The organism is Salinibius halmophilus (assembly GCF_003577475.1).
GTDB classification, from domain to species: domain Bacteria; phylum Pseudomonadota; class Gammaproteobacteria; order Pseudomonadales; family Natronospirillaceae; genus Salinibius; species Salinibius halmophilus.
The window spans coordinates 207,724-225,707 of the sequence record NZ_QPEP01000005.1 but is presented as its reverse complement, the minus strand read 5'-3'; the positions used below and the strand labels follow the sequence as shown (position 1 = coordinate 225,707).

Annotated in this window: 19 protein-coding genes; 12 read left to right on the top strand and 7 right to left on the bottom strand. The window is 48.1% G+C overall.

Annotation, left to right across the window (positions count from 1 at the left end):
• Positions 1–110: 110 nt before the first annotated feature.
• The 3 genes from DUW71_RS07605 to DUW71_RS07595 all read left to right on the top strand — a co-directional run bounded on the left by DUW71_RS07605 (position 111) and on the right by DUW71_RS07595 (position 1,881).
• Complete coding sequence (locus tag DUW71_RS07605; RefSeq protein ID WP_158583921.1) at positions 111–488, top strand: DUF2170 family protein; 378 nt, start codon at positions 111–113, stop codon at positions 486–488.
• A gap of 13 nt (positions 489–501) precedes the next feature.
• The gene (locus tag DUW71_RS07600) at positions 502–1,194 is read left to right on the top strand and encodes a PspA/IM30 family protein (protein ID WP_119394648.1); all 693 of its coding nucleotides are present in this window, start codon (positions 502–504) and stop codon (positions 1,192–1,194) included.
• Positions 1,195–1,260: 66 nt separating this feature from the next.
• Complete coding sequence (locus DUW71_RS07595; protein WP_119394647.1) at positions 1,261–1,881, top strand: hypothetical protein; 621 nt, start codon at positions 1,261–1,263, stop codon at positions 1,879–1,881.
• Between the two features lie 201 nt (positions 1,882–2,082).
• On the opposite strand, the gene DUW71_RS07590 is transcribed toward DUW71_RS07595, so the two are convergent.
• Together DUW71_RS07590 and DUW71_RS07585 are read right to left on the bottom strand one after the other, a co-directional pair.
• Entirely contained in the window at positions 2,083–3,438 is a 1,356-nt protein-coding gene (locus DUW71_RS07590) for a hypothetical protein (RefSeq protein WP_119394646.1), read from the bottom strand.
• 201 nt (positions 3,439–3,639) lie between these two features.
• Positions 3,640–4,005 (bottom strand): DoxX family protein, encoded by a 366-nt coding sequence (locus DUW71_RS07585; RefSeq protein ID WP_119394645.1) that lies wholly within the window; start codon positions 4,003–4,005, stop codon positions 3,640–3,642.
• Between the two features lie 124 nt (positions 4,006–4,129).
• Between DUW71_RS07585 and DUW71_RS07580 the strand changes: the two genes are divergently transcribed.
• The 3 genes from DUW71_RS07580 to DUW71_RS07570 all read left to right on the top strand — a co-directional run bounded on the left by DUW71_RS07580 (position 4,130) and on the right by DUW71_RS07570 (position 6,743).
• On the top strand, positions 4,130–5,032 hold the full coding sequence (locus DUW71_RS07580) for a LysR family transcriptional regulator (protein WP_119394644.1): 903 nt from the start codon (positions 4,130–4,132) through the stop codon (positions 5,030–5,032).
• 36 nt (positions 5,033–5,068) lie between these two features.
• Positions 5,069–5,263 carry a glutathione S-transferase family protein gene (locus DUW71_RS07575; RefSeq protein WP_158583920.1) on the top strand — a complete coding sequence of 65 codons (195 nt, stop codon included), beginning with the start codon at positions 5,069–5,071 and terminating at the stop codon, positions 5,261–5,263.
• Positions 5,264–5,483: 220 nt separating this feature from the next.
• Entirely contained in the window at positions 5,484–6,743 is a 1,260-nt protein-coding gene (locus tag DUW71_RS07570; protein ID WP_119394642.1) for an L-lactate MFS transporter, read from the top strand.
• A 56-nt stretch (positions 6,744–6,799) separates the two neighbouring features.
• On the opposite strand, the gene DUW71_RS07565 is transcribed toward DUW71_RS07570, so the two are convergent.
• Entirely contained in the window at positions 6,800–7,300 is a 501-nt protein-coding gene (locus DUW71_RS07565) for a glycine cleavage system protein R (protein WP_158583919.1), read from the bottom strand.
• A 192-nt stretch (positions 7,301–7,492) separates the two neighbouring features.
• Here DUW71_RS07565 and DUW71_RS07560 point away from each other — a divergent pair, with 192 nt between their 5' ends.
• Together DUW71_RS07560 and DUW71_RS07555 are read left to right on the top strand one after the other, a co-directional pair.
• Positions 7,493–8,482 carry a nucleoid-associated protein gene (locus tag DUW71_RS07560; RefSeq protein ID WP_119394640.1) on the top strand — a complete coding sequence of 330 codons (990 nt, stop codon included), beginning with the start codon at positions 7,493–7,495 and terminating at the stop codon, positions 8,480–8,482.
• A gap of 8 nt (positions 8,483–8,490) precedes the next feature.
• Positions 8,491–9,567 (top strand): NADH:flavin oxidoreductase, encoded by a 1,077-nt coding sequence (locus DUW71_RS07555; protein WP_119394639.1) that lies wholly within the window; start codon positions 8,491–8,493, stop codon positions 9,565–9,567.
• Positions 9,568–9,665: 98 nt separating this feature from the next.
• Here the strand turns inward: DUW71_RS07555 and DUW71_RS07550 are convergent, their stop codons facing one another.
• The 4 genes from DUW71_RS07550 to DUW71_RS07530 all read right to left on the bottom strand — a co-directional run bounded on the left by DUW71_RS07550 (position 9,666) and on the right by DUW71_RS07530 (position 14,782).
• Positions 9,666–9,854, bottom strand: coding sequence for a hypothetical protein (locus DUW71_RS07550; protein WP_119394638.1), 189 nt, complete (start codon positions 9,852–9,854; stop codon positions 9,666–9,668).
• A 179-nt stretch (positions 9,855–10,033) separates the two neighbouring features.
• Positions 10,034–10,741 carry a VC0807 family protein gene (locus DUW71_RS07545; protein WP_119394637.1) on the bottom strand — a complete coding sequence of 236 codons (708 nt, stop codon included), beginning with the start codon at positions 10,739–10,741 and terminating at the stop codon, positions 10,034–10,036.
• A gap of 114 nt (positions 10,742–10,855) precedes the next feature.
• The gene (locus tag DUW71_RS07540; RefSeq protein WP_158583918.1) at positions 10,856–13,729 is read right to left on the bottom strand and encodes a M66 family metalloprotease; all 2,874 of its coding nucleotides are present in this window, start codon (positions 13,727–13,729) and stop codon (positions 10,856–10,858) included.
• Between the two features lie 144 nt (positions 13,730–13,873).
• Positions 13,874–14,782, bottom strand: a complete 909-nt coding sequence (locus DUW71_RS07530) for a LysR family transcriptional regulator (RefSeq protein WP_158583917.1) — start codon at positions 14,780–14,782, stop codon at positions 13,874–13,876.
• Positions 14,783–14,888: 106 nt separating this feature from the next.
• On the opposite strand from DUW71_RS07530, the gene DUW71_RS07525 reads away from it, so the two are divergent.
• The 4 genes from DUW71_RS07525 to DUW71_RS07510 all read left to right on the top strand — a co-directional run bounded on the left by DUW71_RS07525 (position 14,889) and on the right by DUW71_RS07510 (position 17,970).
• Entirely contained in the window at positions 14,889–15,869 is a 981-nt protein-coding gene (locus tag DUW71_RS07525; RefSeq protein ID WP_119394681.1) for a zinc-dependent alcohol dehydrogenase family protein, read from the top strand.
• Between the two features lie 116 nt (positions 15,870–15,985).
• A complete protein-coding gene (locus DUW71_RS07520; protein WP_119394635.1) occupies positions 15,986–16,825 on the top strand; it encodes a hypothetical protein in 840 nt (279 codons plus the stop codon).
• A 58-nt stretch (positions 16,826–16,883) separates the two neighbouring features.
• Entirely contained in the window at positions 16,884–17,366 is a 483-nt protein-coding gene (locus tag DUW71_RS07515; protein WP_119394634.1) for a LabA-like NYN domain-containing protein, read from the top strand.
• A 16-nt stretch (positions 17,367–17,382) separates the two neighbouring features.
• Complete coding sequence (locus DUW71_RS07510; RefSeq protein WP_267896655.1) at positions 17,383–17,970, top strand: GDSL-type esterase/lipase family protein; 588 nt, start codon at positions 17,383–17,385, stop codon at positions 17,968–17,970.
• Positions 17,971–17,984 lie beyond the last annotated feature (14 nt).

Here is a 17,984-nt window from a genome sequence, read left to right as displayed (position 1 = left end):
GTTAGCTGAATCAAAAATTACTAATGCTGACTTAGATGCCATGTTTATTTTCAAATTTGCATGTATGCTGGAAGCATTCATCAAGGCATTGGCCAAAAGAAGGAAACACCATGAGCAAACTGACGGAATTAGAGTACGCCATCAATCAAAAGGCTGGGTTGGCAGCGCATGCCGAGGGCGACCTCTTAGTCGTTGAAAGTGCTGACCACGATTTTTCGCTATCGGTAACTGCTAACGATGAAGCGATCATGGTCGTTAGTCATTTATTCAACGAAAGCGAAGTAGATGATACCGCAGCACTGAATGAGCTGTTTTTGAAGCTTTCACCTGTGGTGCCGCTGTCGGCAATCGGCAAAATTGATTCGGACTATATTTTGTATGGCTCTATGGCACCAAACACCATTGTTGAGAACGCTATTTATGAGGTTCAGCAACATTTTGACAATCACGACGATGTACTAGCCAGTGCTAGCGAACTATTAGCGTAATCAAGGAGTAGACATGCGTAGCTTATTTTCAAATTTAGTATCGGCCGTAAAAGGCAAAGTCAATGAAGCCGGTGAAGCCGTGGTAGATCGCAATGCAGTCACCATTGCCGAGCAAGCCATTCGCGAAGATGAAGCCAACATTCACAAAGCGAAAGTTGAGCTTACCAAGCTGAAAGCCGAAGCCATTGCGATGGAGCGCAAGCTCAAAACCGTTGAGCAAGATGAGCAAGACTATCGCAACAAGGCCAAGCAATTATTGTCGGCAGGCAACGAAGACCTTGCCAAGAAGACAGCCCAGCGCGTGGTTGAGCTAGCCAAAGAGAAACAAGAGCTAGCCGAGCAAATTGCCCCGTTGAATCATCAGATCGACAAGATTAATCAGATGATTAGTCAGCGCACCAAGGCAATTGAAGAGAATAAACGCGAGATTCAGAAAGCAAAAACCTATGAGCGGTTACAAGAAACTCAGCATTCTTTAAAAAATTCGGTATCGAGTGCTCATAGTGGCACGCAGCGCGCGCAAGCGGCCATGGACCGAGTTAAAAAGCGCCAACAACAGCGGGAAAACCAAATTGATGCGGAAGATTGGTTAGCTGAGATGGAGCAGGGCGCCAATTTGGACAATGAAATTGACCAAGCGCTAGGCAATGGCAGTAGTGATGTTGACAACCTGCTAGCTGAATTGGCCAGCGAAGATAAGAAGTAACGCTGGTTGATCGAAACACTCAGGCGCCCACATTAGGTTGGCGCCTTTTTGGGTTAAGGACTGCATATGTTTGGCATATTCAAAAAAGGCAAAGCACCACGTGCATTAAACGCACCCAAAGATTTGCGGGTGGGCGATAAGATAACCTTGCGCTTGCGCGACTATATTCCCACCACCATGCAAGGCGAAACTTATACCGTTACTCGCGCTGGCTGCTATCGCTACACGGAAACCCTCTACTTACCAGAGTTTGAGCTAGAAGCCGCCAATGGCGACAAGTATGGCTTGCAAGTGGATGAAAATGGCGATGCAGTTTTGAGTTTGTATGTGCACCCTGAAAAGCTACTGACGTTGTTTGGCGAAGAATCGCTTGGCGATTTGTTAGATGAGACCATGCAAGCGAAATGGTCTTTAACTGGTGAGCTTACCGAGCGTATGCAAGGATGGGTGGATACTGAATACCGAGAAACACTGCTTAATGGCGAAGGTGAATACTACGCTATGCCACCTGAACAAGCCAAAACCGCTGGCGCTGGTGATTATGTACGCGGCAGTGAGATGACCAGCATTAATGATCAGAAGTTCAGTATTGCGGTAGAGGTCTGGCAAGACGGTGAAACTGACTGCTTCTTTTGTTTAAGTGTGCCGAACGAGTTTATCGAAAGCTATTGGCCTGGATCGGAGTGATAGATTTGTCTATCAACAATGAGTTGAGGTAGGTCTGTAAATCATCCGCGCAGCGGATGTTTGCAGACAAGTTTGGCCGGTATAGCTCCGCAACATTATGTCTTCAAAAACGGCTTCGCCGTTATTTAAAGACCTACGGGGTTGTAGCGGATGTTTGCAGATGAGGAAAGCCCGGACATTGCCGGGCAACCGCCTGATACACTAAAATCCCGCGCGCACGTTAAGTAAAATATTTAAGCCATCGAATGACTCTTCAACTCCAACCATGTAGCCAGTTTCCAGGCTAAATGTGGCGTATTCATCAAGCGGGGTGGGTACATCTACTTGCAAGAATAGGTTCGCACCTGTGCCACTTAGGTAAACGATATCGAGGCCGTAATGGAAAGTCTCACTGTTATTTAGTCCGGATGAGACACCAGCAGAGCCATATAATTTGCCACTGCCATAACCGCCGCGAGCACGGTATTTAAGCCCGCCGTTACTAAGTGCTTCAAACTCACCACCGAGTACCCAAATCTGTTGTGCGCCGGTAAGGATGCTTGTATTGAGCTGCCCTAGGGTGACAACGTAAATACCTTCAGCCGATACTTCTTCTACTCTGTCTCCCTCAGAGATCATTGCCTTGGCAAGCGAGAAGTGATTCGACGGGGCAACCTTACCGGTAGAAAAGTCTTCAAATACCTCTGTCACTTGGATGCGGCCGACTTCTTCACGGAAAGATTCTTCTTCATTGATGTCTTTTATGTCTTTATACACGGCAAACTGGGCGCCTTGTGATACGCCAACGTTGCTGCCTAGGTTAATAGCAATCTGCTCGTCGAGTTTAGAAATTACGACGCCATTGTATAGCGAGCGATCGATTTCTTTTAATGTTACCCAGTCGCCTTGGCGAATAGATACCCGGCCAAGTTTTATTTCGGCTATTGAGTACACCGCACTGACATCGGTTACTTCAATGATGCCAGCCTCTTCATCTAGGTAGCCAAACGAAACGCCGCCTTCGCCTTTAATTTCTTTACCTTGTCTAAATACACGATAGGTCTGGCCAACTTCAACACCGGCTGCTTCGCCTAAATCGAAGAACGCGATGTTGCTATCGAGTGAGACAATGCGACCTTGCTGTTTAAAATCTTGCTTCATTTGGTTGGGAAGATCGTATTCTAGTTGTGCCAGTAACCCACGTTCCGACTTTATTCGGTACTCTTTTTCCATTCGGTAAAATGGTGCGCCTGTGCTGACTGAATACATTTCTACAGTGACTAGCACATCTCTGCGACCTGACTCAGCTACGTTAATCGACATTAAACTGTCAGCACCGGCATTGGCTGCGGCAGTAATGGCGGCGTTTACGTCGGTGGCAATAATGGGATCTTCGGCCGCTTGGTAACCACGCAATTGATTGAGGGCTCCTTTGCCTAAAACCTGTAGCTCTGTTGCTAGGCGACCATACGTCTCATCGCCACTAGCCGTGATGCTAGTTAATCTATCTTCTGCACTGGCAGAAATGGCTATTAATGCAATGAATCCGGTAAGAACGCCCTGCAGTAGTCGTCTCACATCCTTCTCCTTAACAAAAGTTATTGTGACGTTTGCAGTATAGTGAGCGCGTGCAGATTGAATGGTGCGATTGGTGTTTGAGCGTAATAATTTGGTGTCTAGATGTTTAGCGTACTAGCGCGCATGTTTTATTCGGTGGCGGCAAAAACTAAAAGGGCGCCAAGCTCTTGGCGCCCCTCTCTATAGGGGTAGGTGTTCCGTTTACACTGGATACCAAACAGCTTTTTTACGCTGTATGGCGATGGCGTAGCCACACAGAATTAAAAATACAAGTGCTGGTACAAAGCTTGGCACCGCATAGGCAATGTGGAAGTACACGGCACCGGCCATGATTGGCGCAAGGCCTGTCGCTGCCCACGCGCTTAACCGAGGAATTAGTAAACCAATGCCACCAGCTACCTCTGCAGCGCCAATAAAATAACCAAACCAGGTTGGTAAACCCATCGCTTCGAAGCTTTGATGCACTGCCTCAACGCCAGCTAGTTTTGCTCCGCCAGCGGCAACCATAGGCAGGGCGAGCAAGACAATCGGTAGCCATTTTAATGCGATCAGTAGTTTTTGTTTCATATTAAACTCCCTCCAAACTGATTCTGAATGTGTACTGATCAGTATCTACTGCTTATTAATTAAGAGATATTGATGAATATTCAATAACTACATAAGATGTATTTATTAAATTGCGAGGCAACTTATGCCATCAATTGATCAATTACGGTGTTTAAGAGCTGTCGTAGAGCACAAGTCACTTGCTAGTGCGGCGGCCAAACTGCACAAAACTCAGCCTGCTCTGAGTCATGCTTTAAAACAGCTAGAGGCAACACTGGGTGTTGCTGTGTTTGATCGCAGCGGTTATCGCCTAGCGCTCACGGGTGAAGGAAATGCACTATATGAGTTAGCGCTTCAGGTGTTGAACAGTCATGATACGCTCGTGCAAACCGCACATCATTACGCCTTGGGCAATGAAGAGCAGATAGTGCTAGCCATTGAAGCGTCGTTCCCAATTGAAAAAATAGCCTCGGCACTGAAGGCAACCCAACAAAGGTTTCCTCACACGAATATTGTTCTTCAGCAAGAGTATTTATCTGGTGCCTTTGAGCAGTTGCAACATCAGCATGCGCACATCGCCATAACTCCTTTGCCAGATGACCTAATAAAGCCAAGCTTGTTTGAAACCGTACGTCTAAACAAAGGTCGACTAATTAATGTTTTGTCATCAGAGATGGCCGCGAAACACGCGCCATTGGTTAGTATTAAGCAATTGATTAACGAGTATCAAATTTTGGTGCGAGACTCTGGTGGTATGACCAAGGGGGTCAAACTAGACGTGCAAACGGCACAGCGCTACTGGTATGTAAACAATTTCTCTACCAAGTTATCGCTAATCAAACAAGGGATGGGGTGGGGTAAGCTGCCGGAATACTTGGTACAAAGCGACCTAAAAACTGGGACCTTGGTGCACGTAAAGTTGGATGACTTCACTAGCGTTACCGAGTTCCATTATAAGTTGGCCAAACGCAAAGGGCAGGTGCTTGGCCCGGTAGGTAATATGTTATGGCACGAAATTTCCCAAATGATAGGCAGAAGTGATGATTAAGTTATTTTATTTTCCACGCAACGCGAGTTGGGCGCCATGCCGGAATTAATGCCCTATTTTTACCCAGAAAAACATACCAATATTGCTAGTAGTGAGAAAGATATCAAACATGTACATGAAGTGCGTGTTGGCGCCATGCTGCAATTATTAGACCAGCACTTAAGCAACCATCCTTACCTCGCTGGTGAGAAAGACGCTTTTTACAGGCCCAAGTGGTCTGCATTGCTATGAGGTTACCAAAAAGAAAGGTTTAGAAAAACTGAACGCAACAGTGAAAAGTGACCATAATTCTGGTTGATATAGCCATGAAGTAAGCAAAAAGTTGCGCTGAGTCGGTTTTTGTTCAGTTTAATTGGTATGGTGTGGTGCTCCGGTTGATCTCTGTCAGTTTTATTTTTTCGCTAACCATTAGCTTAGCTGACAGTAAAATCAAAAATGATCGGAGTACGATATGAAAAACCGTTGGCTTATTGCTGCATCTGCCGTTGGGGTGCACGCATCTATCGGTTCTGTGTATGCGTTCAGCGTATTCAAGAACCCTCTGCAGGAACTACTAGAAGTTGGCAGCAACCAAGTAGCAATGACTTTCTCACTGGCTATTTTCTTTTTGGGTATGTCTGCCGCCATCATGGGTCACTTTGTTGAAAAGCATGGTCCTCGTAAGGCTGGTATGCTAGCCGCTTCATTCTTTGGCGGTGGTTTGTTAATCGCTGGTTTAGGTGCGGCGATCCAAAACCTATACGTGATCTGGTTAGGCTACGGCGTACTAGGCGGTATTGGTTTGGGCATCGGCTACATTACACCCGTATCTACTTTGGTTAAATGGTTCCCAGACCGTCGTGGGTTGGCCACAGGCCTAGCAATTATGGGCTTTGGTTTTGGTGCCATGATTGGTGGCCCAGTATTTAACTATATTATTGAAGCCTTTGGCGTGATGAATGGTGGTATTGCCAACACTTGGTTCATTATGGGTGCCATTTACTTGGTCATTATGTTTGCTTCTGCTTCATACCTAGAGCGCCCACCTGAAGGCTGGATGCCAGAAGGCATGAAAGAAGCAGTGGCATCAGGTAAACAGAAAGTTTCAGCTGATCTAACCCAGCAAACTGCCAACGAAGCGGTTAAAACTGGTCCATTCTGGGGCTTGTGGGTAATGATGTTCATCAACATCTCGTGTGGTATTGGTGTCATTTATTCTGCATCACCACTCGCGCAAGAATCGATTGGCCTAAGTGCTGGTGAAGCGGCTGCCATCGTTGGTTTGATGTCTTTGTTTAATGGGCTTGGTCGCATTGGCTGGGCATCATTCTCAGACGTTCTTGGCCGTGGTAATACCTACCTGACTTTCTTCGTAGTTCAGATTGTTGCCTTCTTACTACTACCAAACATCACGTCTGTTATCCTGTTCCAGGTCGTGCTGTACACCATCCTGACTTGCTACGGTGGTGGTTTCGCAACGTTGCCAGCCTTTATTGGTGACTTGTTCGGCACTAAACAGTTAGGTGCTATCCACGGTTATGTTCTAACTGCTTGGGCAGCAGCTGGTTTGGCGGGTCCACAGATCAACGCGTTCCTACACGATAAAACTGGTTCATATGAAACAACCATGTATATCTTTGCCGGCGCATTTGTTGTTGCACTAGCAGTGAGTATGGTGATGATTGCTTACATCAAAAAAGCACGTGCTAACCTAGAAGCACAAAGCGCATAATCCTCAGCAGCTATAAAAAAACCGGGCCTAGGCCCGGTTTTTTTATATTTTAACACTTATTGATATTCCACTCTAAATTTACTGTGTAGGCCTTCTAAGTCCGATTTTAACTCTTCAGGGTCAATGGAGTTAGGCAAGAAAGCGGTTATCTGGGCGGTATATACCCCATTGGAGACACCAACGACCGGTAAACGCTGGCTTTCAAAGTGCCCGATGTGAACGTCGTAGTCTTTTAGCTTCTCAGTGATTTCAGTCGTTAGGCCATTGCGATCTTCGCCTTCAATATGCATGTGTACTTCAATAGGGTGGTTATCTTCTTTAGGCGAGATTGGCGCTATGTCATAGGTTATGTGCTCAAAGCGTTGCAACACGGCCTCAAACTTGGCAACGGCATCTTCGGCGATCTCTAGTTTAAAAATGGCTGCCATTCGTCCTTCAAAGTGGCAAACCTTGTTGCTGATCCAACGACCGTTAAGTGCGAGCGTTTGTTCGCTGAGCTTATGCAAAAAATTGCGCTGGTCGGGGCCCATTACGGATACTAGATACTGTTTCATCATGACTTCCTCCATGGCTTCCAACAGGTTTGTTGGGGGTTGCTGTAAGCATGGCTTAAAATTGTCACTTTGTGGTGTCTACGAAAGCTTTTATTGACCCGGCTCAGTTGGGGTTGCCGAAGTTATTTTACTTCGGATTGTGCGCCTACTTAGTTTCCAATGTAGAATGCCAACATTCATTTTTTGGGAGCACATATGGCAACTCAATTCGTTAGCATTATTCAGTTTACGCGGGAATCACAAGCCGGTGATGTGGCCTACAAATCGGTAGAGTTGGCGTCGGATGACGTTGTGGAAGAACTACTGGCGCGTTACAAAACGCTGTTTGCTAGCCGTAGTCAAAAAAAGTTCGGTCGCTTTGATCCTGAGGCTGAGTCTAGTTTACCGGCAGCCTTTGAAGGGCTAAAGAGCGGCGACGTGTCACCCAGTGAGCTAGTTAGCAGGGTGTCTCAGCACATGGCACAGCAGCTTGCCAAGTTAGAACAGCCGATAGATGGCATTTGGTTGCTCACACAAGAAACTGGCGAGCAAGACACTTGTTATGGTTTCTGGCTAACAACTGAAGCAAGTATTGCGTTCAATGAGCTCACGCCAGTGAAACAACAGCAGATTAATATGTCACTGTTGCCAGTGGCGATAAAAATTAATTTGAGCGACTGGCAAGGGGAAGGCGAAGCGCGCTATTTTTCGGTGCTTGAAAACCGTGCTCATGCCGAGATTGCCTTGGCGGTGAAAACTGCCCTGGTGTTTATTGAAGGCGTCGACAAAAAGGCGCTGACCGACCAATTCTTGCAGGCTGTGGAAGCGTTCAGCCAAGAGCTGCCAAAAGAAGAAGCGTATGAGTCGAAAACCAAGCTCGTAAACTATTGCATCGAGCAGGACAAGCAAGGTGAACTGATTGAACTGGATGAAGTGGCCGAAGTCAGTTTTGAAAAAGCACCAAGTAAGTTTAAGCAGTTTATTGAGCAAAACCAGCCAGACCTGCCAAAAGCCCTGCCTGCTGACAGAGCTAAGCTACAAAAATATTTGCGTTTTTCTGGCCGTGATAAAGATCTGAGTATTGCTTTTGGGTCTCAGTCGCTGGGGGAGCGCGTGCATTATGACGAAACCACTGACACACTAAAGATCGTAGGGTTACCGAAGTCTCTAAAGCAGCAATTGCTCAAAAAGCTGCAAGATAACTAAGGGGAACCATGTTGGACTTTAGCAAACCCATTTCATTTTCTAAACCTATGCCAAATGCATTTGCTTTGGCACCCATGACCAATCAGCAAAGCCACCCTGATGGTACATTAAGTGACGATGAGCTTAATTGGCTTTCGATGCGTGCCAAAGGCGGCTTTGGCATGGTTATGACCTGCGCTGCGCATGTGTCTGAAAATGGGCAGGGCTGGCCTGGTGCGATGGGGGTGTTTGGTGATCAGCATATCTCAGGTCTCAGCAAGCTAGCCAAGGCAATTACTGATGAGGGGTCGCTGGCGATCGTACAGCTATTTCATGGTGGTATTCGCGCGCCAGAAGCACTGATTGGCCAGCAACCAGTTAGTGCCAGTGATCACGCAGAGACCAACGCGCGTGCGCTGACCACTGAGGAAGTTCAGGGCTTAGTGCAGGACTTTATAGCTGCCGCTGTACGTTGCCAAAAAGCAGGTATGAGTGGGGTTGAGCTGCACGGCGCACATGGCTATTTGATCTGCCAATTTTTAAGCCAAGAGTATAACCAACGTACTGACCAATACGGCGGCAGTTTTGACAACCGCACCCGGTTCTTGCGTGAAATCATTGATGGTATTGATGAAGCATGCAGCGACGACTTTGTTGTAGGCGTTAGGCTATCACCAGAGCGAATGGGCTTAGACTTCAATGAGATGCGAACCTTGGCAACACAGCTGATGGCAAGCGGCAAAATAGACTTTTTAGATGTGTCATTGTGGGACAGCTTAAAATACCCAGAGGATCCGGCTTACCAAAATAAAACTCTGCTTGAATGGTATGCTGAATTACCGCGCCACAATACTAAACTTTGTGTTGCAGGCAATATTCGCACTGGCGAAGATGTAAGCAAAGTAATGGCTGCTGGTGTTGACTTCGTAGCAATTGGTCGTGCAGGAATACTACACCACGACTTTGCCAAACAAGTTACCGAGAACCCAGACTTTACGCCAAGACAAACCCCAGTTTCACGCCGAGTACTAGCTGAAGAAGGCTTAGGTGAAGCATTTATCGACTATATGAGCCGTTGGCCTGGGTTTGTGGAAGGTGCGGAATAAAACTTCGGTTAGTTATCGCAAATAATTCGAAACATACCCTGCCTTCTAAACACAAAAAAGCCCGCAGCTGCGGGCTTTTGATTAATTCTTAACACGTATCACGCTAGTTTTGAGTAGCGCACTAGTACTTGGCGAGCCTCATCACCCTCACCAACGGCAGCAAGTTGCTCGTCAGAAATCTGAGCTTTTAAAGCCTTGATTTCCGCGTTTTGTGAGAGTACGCGTAGCCCCATGGCAATGAGGGCTGGGAAGATAACCATCGCTAAAACAAACTGAATCATCAACATAGTGACCGCCTCCAAATGAGCGTTTGTTGTTGTTACAAGAGGTAGTAAAAAGCAAAACCTTTTGTTTGGCGACACTGTTGTACGTTTTTTTACTATTTGACGTTCCGATGTCAAATATTTGGCTTTGGTACTATTGCGTAATTACCGTGGTACGGAATTGGACTCCGTTGCGCATACTACTAGCTCTTGTTTTTTGGGTCGTTCAACATTTCTTCTACCTTTAAGCCAGTCAGTTTTTTCAGCTGTGAGAACAAGTAAAACATGGTGATGAAGAACAAAATCATGCTCGGCACCATGATAACGGGGTAGCTTAGGGCGGTCATACGGCCAAGCTCGTCGTTGTAGGCTTCGGTACCGGGTTGGCTAACAACAATCATTTTGGCAAGAATGTAATTAAGCAGAGACGATAGGAAAAACGAGCCTGCCAAAATGTTCGAGGCAATAATTTGCACACGTGGCAGTTGCTCTGTGGTGCCGCGTTGGGCCATGGTCTGCTCAATTTTATCAACGTCTAGCACGTCACGATTAAATAGCAGTGTTTTTAGCAATGGATACTTGGTGTATTGGCTAACAATAATCGCAATACCAAGCAAGCCTGGTATGGCGGCTTCTTTTATGGCGATGTATTTCGGGTCTAGCTCCAACAGGCTTATGCCACCTGTGAGTAGTACCGACACAATGCCTAAGCCCGAAACAAAACTAAACTTGCCGGTGCGGCGCATCTCCCACAAACCAAAGCCAACAGGGAAGGCTAGAGCAATCACCACACCAAGGGTTGGGCCAAGGTGTTGCTCGCCGGAAAAGCGAGTAAGAATGATCACAGGGATGATAATGTTGAATAATAGCTGGCTGAAAAAGCCGGGTTGTTTGTTATTTGCCGTTGTCACAGGTGCCTCGGTGCTGTGTTATCGTGGCGAAGAGTGTAAATCAAACGGGCAGTCAGGTCAGTACTGAAAGCTGAACAAACGAAGAGAAAAGGGCGCTTTTGCGCCCTTGGTTCGTTAAGGCAAGGCCAGTAGTACTTTTAAACTGCTGGTTTTCAACAAAGCGATTAACGCAGAGTTACTTTGAACCGGTTCACTCCAGCGTTGGTTGTTATTGCTATGACAACCCCACAATAGAGCGCGGTCTTGCGAGGCGTAGTCGAAGCATTGGCCATTGCTAAACACAAGGCGGCTCTGTGCGTCTTGCTGCCAGCTATGTTGGTTTTGGGCATCTTTACAGTCTGCTAAACCAAGTTGGCCACCACCCAGGTTTTGCACACATTGGCTTGGGTTGCTGGCTAAGCGGATATTACCTTTTATGTCTTGCACCCAGCTGCTGCAATCATTGCTTTGGAAGCTCAAACTGCTGCCACTGGCAACCAAACACTGGTTATAGCGCTCTACTCGTAGTTCACCGCCTGTTACAGTTAGTTCATTAAGGCTCATGCCCAGTGTTGCGAGCTGGTCATTCAACTCTGAAATGCTGCCACCGGCAAGTAAGGTATCACGATTAGTCGCGATCCACGCGTCGAGTGTTTGAATACCTTGGGTGATAGCAATATAGCGGTCTGCCACATTTTTAGCGGCTGGTGAAAGGCCAGAGAGGTCATCCGACCAACTGTCTAAATATAGTTGCCCTTTGGCTGATAAAACTGGCACCTCGGCCGATTGCTGAATTAGTAACTCGGTGTCGAGTTCGGCTAGCTCTTTGGCACGAAGCTGCTGGAAGCGGTGTTCTTTACCAACAATGACTGGCAGTTGCATCGCTGGCAAATCAGTAGGGATGTCCAATTGCGCCATCACATTGCGGCTACCGTTGCTGTAGCAAACAATGCTGGCCCATGTAGGTTTCGCTGCTGCTTCAAGATTTAACTGGAACTGGTTCACCTCGCCACCGCGCAGCTGGTAGTTATGTAAGCGAACAGTTTCAGTGGCACCGCTGGCAAAATCAACTTCAATCGCACAGTCGTTGGCGTCTAAGCTGTGGTTGTAGTCGAACACGTTGCCATAGTTTGAGCGAACCATAGGAAACATCACGGCGGTGTAGTTGCTTGGGTTATAAGCGCCTAACAGAGTGATCACCTCGACGCCTTGTTTAGCTGGTTTTAACCTTGGCTGGCCATAGTGGTCAACCGTTGGTGTGGCTGTTTCAAGTTGTTGCGTGTTGGCATTCCACTTCACATAGCCAGTCGGTGAGCTTAAATCAATCATCGGCATATTGGCGATATATTGCTGAATGATGTTTGCACTGTAGCCCGTGTGATGGGTGACTTCACTTAGATTTGAGGTGTCTGAACCACCGGACATGGCGTCTTTTTGGTAGTCATAGATGTTGTCAAAGCCTTGCGTTAGGTCGACACCATTGGCGGTAACGGTATTGTAGGCCGCGTTCCAGTTTACGTTTGCCCGCATGCGGTTGCGATGGGCGATGTAGCCCCAGCCACTATCGGCATGATGAGCAGCCCAGAAATAATCGCCATTGGAAGCGCCTGGGTAGTGACCAAGAGAATATGAGTGGCCAAGCTCATGGCTCAACTCGTTACCAGTGGAACTCAAAAGCGTAATCATGCCGTTGCCACCAGAAAGCCCATGTTGCTGAATGCCATTGGCATACAACCCTTGGGCGTGGTGAATGGTATTACGCGCATAGGTGTGCGGGTTGCTCTCGCGCATGTCTGAACTTGGGAAGCCAAAGTTGGCCAAATTCACACCCATCGAGAATTGAACTTTGGCGACACTTTGGCGCATATCACCACTGTATACGCCACCTTGATCACGGCTGGCGGTTGTATAAACCGTACCGTCTTTCACCATTACCTGTTCAAGTTGGATGTCCTCGTAAACAGCGCTGACTAGTTTTGCAACTGGTAGGGTTTGGAAGTAGTCGGTGGTCACCTTAATTGGGTCAGTTAATAATCGATGGCCAGCACTTTGTGGCGGAGCGGTTAATAGTCCTAAGCGAGCGGTATGCAGCACCATTTCAGTAGGTGGCATAAATTCAATGCTGTTGGCAGCCAACTCACCGTTATGGTCGGCTTTAAACTCAAGGCTCATGCCTGGTTTTACCAGGTCCCACGGTAAAATCGTATGCCAAGCTTTACGCGAGTATATGAGATCGGGGCGGCCATCGGTGTTGCTGTAGTCACTTTTTAACAACAGGTTGGGGTGCTGCATTGCCAGTTCGGCGACCTGGTTGCCTTGATGTTTCACGATAACTGTTACGTATTGCTGGGTTTGCTGTGGGGTAAACAGCAACATGGCTTCGCGCTCGGCAATTAATGACGGCATGTTTTTGGCATCATTACCGCTTGGGTCGATGGTATGCGTTTGAGCAAATTGTACCTGCCCAGCGAGAGCACCGGTTAGGTCATTACGAATGGCCCGTTCGTTGCCATTTTTGTCTAAATCATAAAACCCTAGCGCGTTTACTTCTATGTCATTGGCTGGGTTTACTGTCGGAGTCGCTGTCGGAGTCGCTGTCGGAGTCGCTGTCGGAGTCGCTGTCGGAGTCGCTGTCGGAGTCGCTGTCGGAGTCGCTGTCGGAGTCGCTGTCGGAGTCGCTGTCGGAGTCGCTGTCGGAGTCGCTGTCGGAGTCGCTGTCGGAGTCGCTGTCGGAGTCGCTGTCGGAGTCGCTGTCGGAGTCGCTGTCGGAGTCGCTGTCGGAGTCATCGTCGGAGTCATCGTCGGAGTCATCGTCGGAGTCATCGTCAGAGTCATCGTCGGAGTCATCGTCGGAGTCATCGTCGGAGTCATCGTCGGAGTCATCGTCGGAGTCGTCGTAGGAGTCGTCGTAGGAGTTAGCCTAGTAGCCGAGTCGTCTATGATGACAAGGTTCGGCGAACAAGCGGTGAGCGTTGCCAGTGAAATTAAACTAAGGGTGAGCTTTTGCATTGTTAATAGTTCTTTTGGTTAGCAGTCTGCCTAGTGTGAGGCGCTATTGCTGATAAATCTAACAGTGGCCGGTTTGTATTAGGTACACCTTAAGTACAAAAGTGAACGGCGTCACAACACGCTCGTTCCAGGGCCTTCTTTTTACTACTCAACCCGCAACTGTTCGGTAATAAAGTCTACAAAGGCTCTGACTTTCGCAGGCTGATGTTCGCGTGACGTGTAATAAATCCGCGCCGGTGCCAGGCTTGTGAACACCTGCGGCAGTACCTGAATTAAATCGCCACGGTCGATGTATCGCTGCGCGCTCCAGGTTGCCACGGGTGCAATGCCCACGCCCAAGCTAGCCAGTTCACACAAGGCTTGCACGGTATTTACGATTACAACCGTGTTATCCGGTTTGACAAATTTTGTCTCTCCGTCTGGTACGTTGACTCGCCATGGCGCTGGGTCGCAGCGGCTATCTCTTTGGTAACCAATACAGGGCACATCCCCAAGCGCTTCTGGCTCATTGAAAGGACCGTATTGTTTAACAAAGCTTGGTGAAGCAACCAGGATGATATTGATGTCAAAGAGCTTGCGGGCAATCAGCAGGCTATCATCGCCGGCTCTATTACCAATGCCTATGTCGTAGCCTTCTTTCACTAGATCAATTGGGCGATCGTCAAAATTGAGTTCAAGCTTGATGTCTGGATAAGCCAGGTTAAACGAAGGCAGCAATGGCAATAGGTAATTGTGCCCAAGCTCAACGGGTGCAGTAACACGCAGTGTGCCTCGCGCAGTGGAGTTCATTGCTTGAATGCTTTCAAAGGTATTGGCCATTGCCTGTGCGATGGGCTTAATTTCCTGGTAAAAGCGTTCGCCTTCCTCGGTGAGTGCTAAAGAATGTGTGCTTCGATGAAATAACCGACAGTTTAGTTGCCCCTCGAGTGCTTTGACCGCTTTGCTCACGGCCGCTGGTGTGACCCCCATGGTGCGAGCGGCCTGCGAAAAACTCAGTGCTTCTGCTGTATGCAAAAAAGAGGGTAGGTACTTTGTGTGGTCGAATTGGATCACTTTTCGCTTTAAACCCTTAGTTGAAACCATTGTTAGTTTTACAATACTACCAGTATCGATTGTGATCAGTAAGCTTGACTGCACTGATATTAAACGAGGAAATTTCATGTTAAAAGCTGAGTACCAAACACGTGGTCCAATCCCGCAAGATGTCATTGATGCTGTGCCGCTCGAACTTGGCGAGCTTGGTGACGATGAAGTGCTGCTGCAGTTAGTTGGGTCGCCAATTAACCCTTCCGACGTACTAACGCTTACCGGTGACTACGGTATTTTGCCTCCATTACCTGCTGTAGGTGGCTCGGAAGGTATTGCTAAAGTGATTGAGAAGGGCGCTAATGCCAGCCTTGAGGTAGGTAGCTATGCACTGGTGCCATTTGGTAGTGGCGCCTGGGCCACACATTTTAAAGCCAAAGTAGATGAGTTAACGCCAATGCCAAATGCTGCTGACCCCCTGCAGTTGGCCATGTTAGGCGTCAACCCGCCAACGGCAAGCTTGCTATTAAGTGAGTTTGTTAATCTGCAAGTAGGTGATTGGGTAATTCAAAACACCGCTAACTCAGGTGTGGGCACCTACTTAATCCAACTAGCGAAGCAACGCGGTTTAAAAACCGTCAACATCGTGCGTCGTGAGTCGTTGATTGAGCCCTTAAAAGCCATGGGCGCCGACGTCGTCTTGGTCGACAGCGACCAGCTAGCGGATGAGGTAGCAAAAGCAACGAATGACGCTGACATCAAACTGGCGGTTGATGCAGTCGCTGGCGGCGCTACGGAGAAATTGGCACAAGTGCTTGCTCATGGTGCCACGTTGGTGACCTACGGTGCGATGAGCGGTGAGTCATCGCAGGTCAGCCCAATGAGCTTAATCTTTAAAGATATTACCGTGCGCGGTTTCTGGCTGGCTCGCTGGCTGCAAGAGGCGCCGGTAGCGCAACAGCAAGCGCTTTATCAAGAACTAGCAGGCCTCATTGCGTCTGGTAAGCTGGCAACGCCAATCGATAAAACCTTTCCAGTGAGCGACATTAAAGCGGCGATCGAATATGCCGTGCAGCCAGGGCGCGACGGTAAAGTACTGATTACAGCAGAATAAATGATGGGCTACTGAACCAAGCGTGACCCATATCTGAACAGCCTCGCAAAAGCGGGGCTTTTTTTGCCCATTGCTGCTTAAGCTAACAGTATGCTTCTGTAAAAAGGATATTGTTTATGGTCGACCCAGCACATTGGCAAATTATTGTTTCAGGGTTCTGCGCATTACTACTGGCAACACTGCTTATCGCACTTATTTGTAACCCTAGCTTTCGCAAAGACCTAGCAGCCAGCGAGGGCAAAGCCAACCTGTTTAAAGTTGTGTCCGTTGAAGGGGCGCTCGTGCTCAGTTTAAGTGCATTGCTCTTCTACGGCATGATTTACCCAGTGCATCACCCGCAATTAAGTTTTGCAAAACAGGCGCAGATGGCGTCAGTTGAGGTATCTAGTGCAAGCCAAGCATTCGCCAAATTACTCGAGCACGCCGACACAATCACCGCGCAGCAAGCGCTGATTAGTGATCAAGCTAAACGTATTGAGAGCCTGGAGTATCAAGCGACACACTTTATCGCCAAGCCAGATATCGCCGACTTCATTGCCAAACTATCGCCCGACGACCCCCTTAGCCAGGCACTATACACCTTGCCATCCAAAGGTTTAGGGCCTTGGAGTCCTTACCAGCAAAGCCAGCTGATAAGTGTGTCGGTTCCCGCTAGGCGAATGGTGGCGGGTAGGGCGGCAACCTGTCAGAGCTTGTTCCAAGGCACCTATGAGCTATTTGGTGCTTTGCAATTGAACGGCTCGCAACTCGTTGGTGAACCGGTCACCGTAACGGCCAGTGAGCTAATCTACCGAGCAGCTGATTGCAGTGAGCGCGTTAGCTACCAAATGCAAATTGCTTGTGAAGATGCGATGAAATTATTTACTAAGCAAGTGTTGCGCTGCAGCACCGAGGGCGAGGCGCTTTGGCAAACCGAGCGCCCGCAAACCCTGCAAGTGAGTATGGTGCGCATTTAGTGCTAGCCACCCCTGAATTTGGTAGGCACCATAAGAATAAGGCCAGCAGGAGTAACTTATGAAAAAAGCCGCACTATTTGTTGATGTGCAGAACATTTATTACACCTGTAGAGATCAGTTTGCTGGCCAATTTAATTACCAAGCGTTATGGCAGCAAGTGAGTGGCGACAACCAGATTGTTTATGCAACCGCCTACGCGATTGACCGAGGGGACAGCAAACAACGCGGCTTTCAAAATGCGCTAGCAAGCATAGGCTTTCACGTAAAGCTCAAACCTTTTATTCAACGCGCCGATGGCTCAGCCAAAGGCGATTGGGATGTCGGCCTTACCATCGATGTACTAGAGCAGGCGCCAAACGTTGACCATATTATTTTGCTCTCCGGCGACGGAGACTTTGCTTTATTAATGAACAAAGTGCGCGAGACGCACGGCTGCCAAACGACTGCCTATGGTGCGCCAGGTTTGACCGCCAAAGCGCTAATTGATAGCGTTGACCACTTTTGTCAGATAGATCAAACACTGCTGATGCCTAAGAAGTAGGCAATTTGAGGAAATAATGTACAGGGACATAAGAATTTGTTTTGTTGGTGACTCCATGGTTGCCGGAATTGGTGATGAGCAAGCACTTGGCTGGCCAGGACGCTTGTGCGCTGCGGCGAACTTAGCAGGGGAAGCCATTAGTTATTACAACCTAGGTGTGCGGCGCAACACTAGTGCTGACATTCTTGCCCGCTGGCAAAGCGAATGCACACCACGCCTACCAAAAGGTAGCGATAATCGTATCGTATTTTGCTGTGGCGTAAACGATGCTACCTTCGAGAACGGTGCCCTTCGAGTGGAGCCTGAGCAATCTGTTGCCAACGTAAAAGCCATGCTCACCGGAGCAGCCGACTACCCCACCTTGTTTGTCGGCCCGCCGCCTATTGCAAATGCCGAGCAAAATGAGCGTATTGCTGCACTCTCACATGCTTATGAGGGTGTTTGTAACGAGCTCGGTGTGCCGTTTATTGAGCTGTTTTCGCCATTGGTGGACGACGCTCTGATTGCCCAACAAGCCAAAGCGTTTGACGGCTCACACCCGCGCCAATACGGGTTTGAGAAAATGGCAAAGGTGATTGCTGAATCCGGCAAGTGGTGGTTTTAACATTAAGATGAAAA

Bases quoted from the DNA above. Each gene is read 5' to 3' on its own strand.
- DUW71_RS07605 (WP_158583921.1), top strand. From the start codon at position 111: ATGAGCAAACTGACGGAATTAGAGTACGCCATCAATCAAAAGGCTGGG.
- DUW71_RS07570 (WP_119394642.1), top strand. From the start codon at position 5,484: ATGAAAAACCGTTGGCTTATTGCTGCATCTGCCGTTGGGGTGCACGCA.
- DUW71_RS07585 (WP_119394645.1), bottom strand. From the start codon at position 4,005: ATGAAACAAAAACTACTGATCGCATTAAAATGGCTACCGATTGTCTTG.
- DUW71_RS07540 (WP_158583918.1), bottom strand. From the start codon at position 13,729: ATGCAAAAGCTCACCCTTAGTTTAATTTCACTGGCAACGCTCACCGCT.
- DUW71_RS07510 (WP_267896655.1), top strand. From the start codon at position 17,383: ATGTACAGGGACATAAGAATTTGTTTTGTTGGTGACTCCATGGTTGCC.
- DUW71_RS07595 (WP_119394647.1), top strand. From the start codon at position 1,261: ATGTTTGGCATATTCAAAAAAGGCAAAGCACCACGTGCATTAAACGCA.
- DUW71_RS07560 (WP_119394640.1), top strand. From the start codon at position 7,493: ATGGCAACTCAATTCGTTAGCATTATTCAGTTTACGCGGGAATCACAA.
- DUW71_RS07600 (WP_119394648.1), top strand. From the start codon at position 502: ATGCGTAGCTTATTTTCAAATTTAGTATCGGCCGTAAAAGGCAAAGTC.
- DUW71_RS07580 (WP_119394644.1), top strand. From the start codon at position 4,130: ATGCCATCAATTGATCAATTACGGTGTTTAAGAGCTGTCGTAGAGCAC.
- DUW71_RS07555 (WP_119394639.1), top strand. From the start codon at position 8,491: ATGTTGGACTTTAGCAAACCCATTTCATTTTCTAAACCTATGCCAAAT.
- DUW71_RS07575 (WP_158583920.1), top strand. From the start codon at position 5,069: ATGCCGGAATTAATGCCCTATTTTTACCCAGAAAAACATACCAATATT.
- DUW71_RS07550 (WP_119394638.1), bottom strand. From the start codon at position 9,854: ATGTTGATGATTCAGTTTGTTTTAGCGATGGTTATCTTCCCAGCCCTC.
- DUW71_RS07520 (WP_119394635.1), top strand. From the start codon at position 15,986: ATGGTCGACCCAGCACATTGGCAAATTATTGTTTCAGGGTTCTGCGCA.
- DUW71_RS07515 (WP_119394634.1), top strand. From the start codon at position 16,884: ATGAAAAAAGCCGCACTATTTGTTGATGTGCAGAACATTTATTACACC.
- DUW71_RS07565 (WP_158583919.1), bottom strand. From the start codon at position 7,300: ATGATGAAACAGTATCTAGTATCCGTAATGGGCCCCGACCAGCGCAAT.
- DUW71_RS07525 (WP_119394681.1), top strand. From the start codon at position 14,889: ATGTTAAAAGCTGAGTACCAAACACGTGGTCCAATCCCGCAAGATGTC.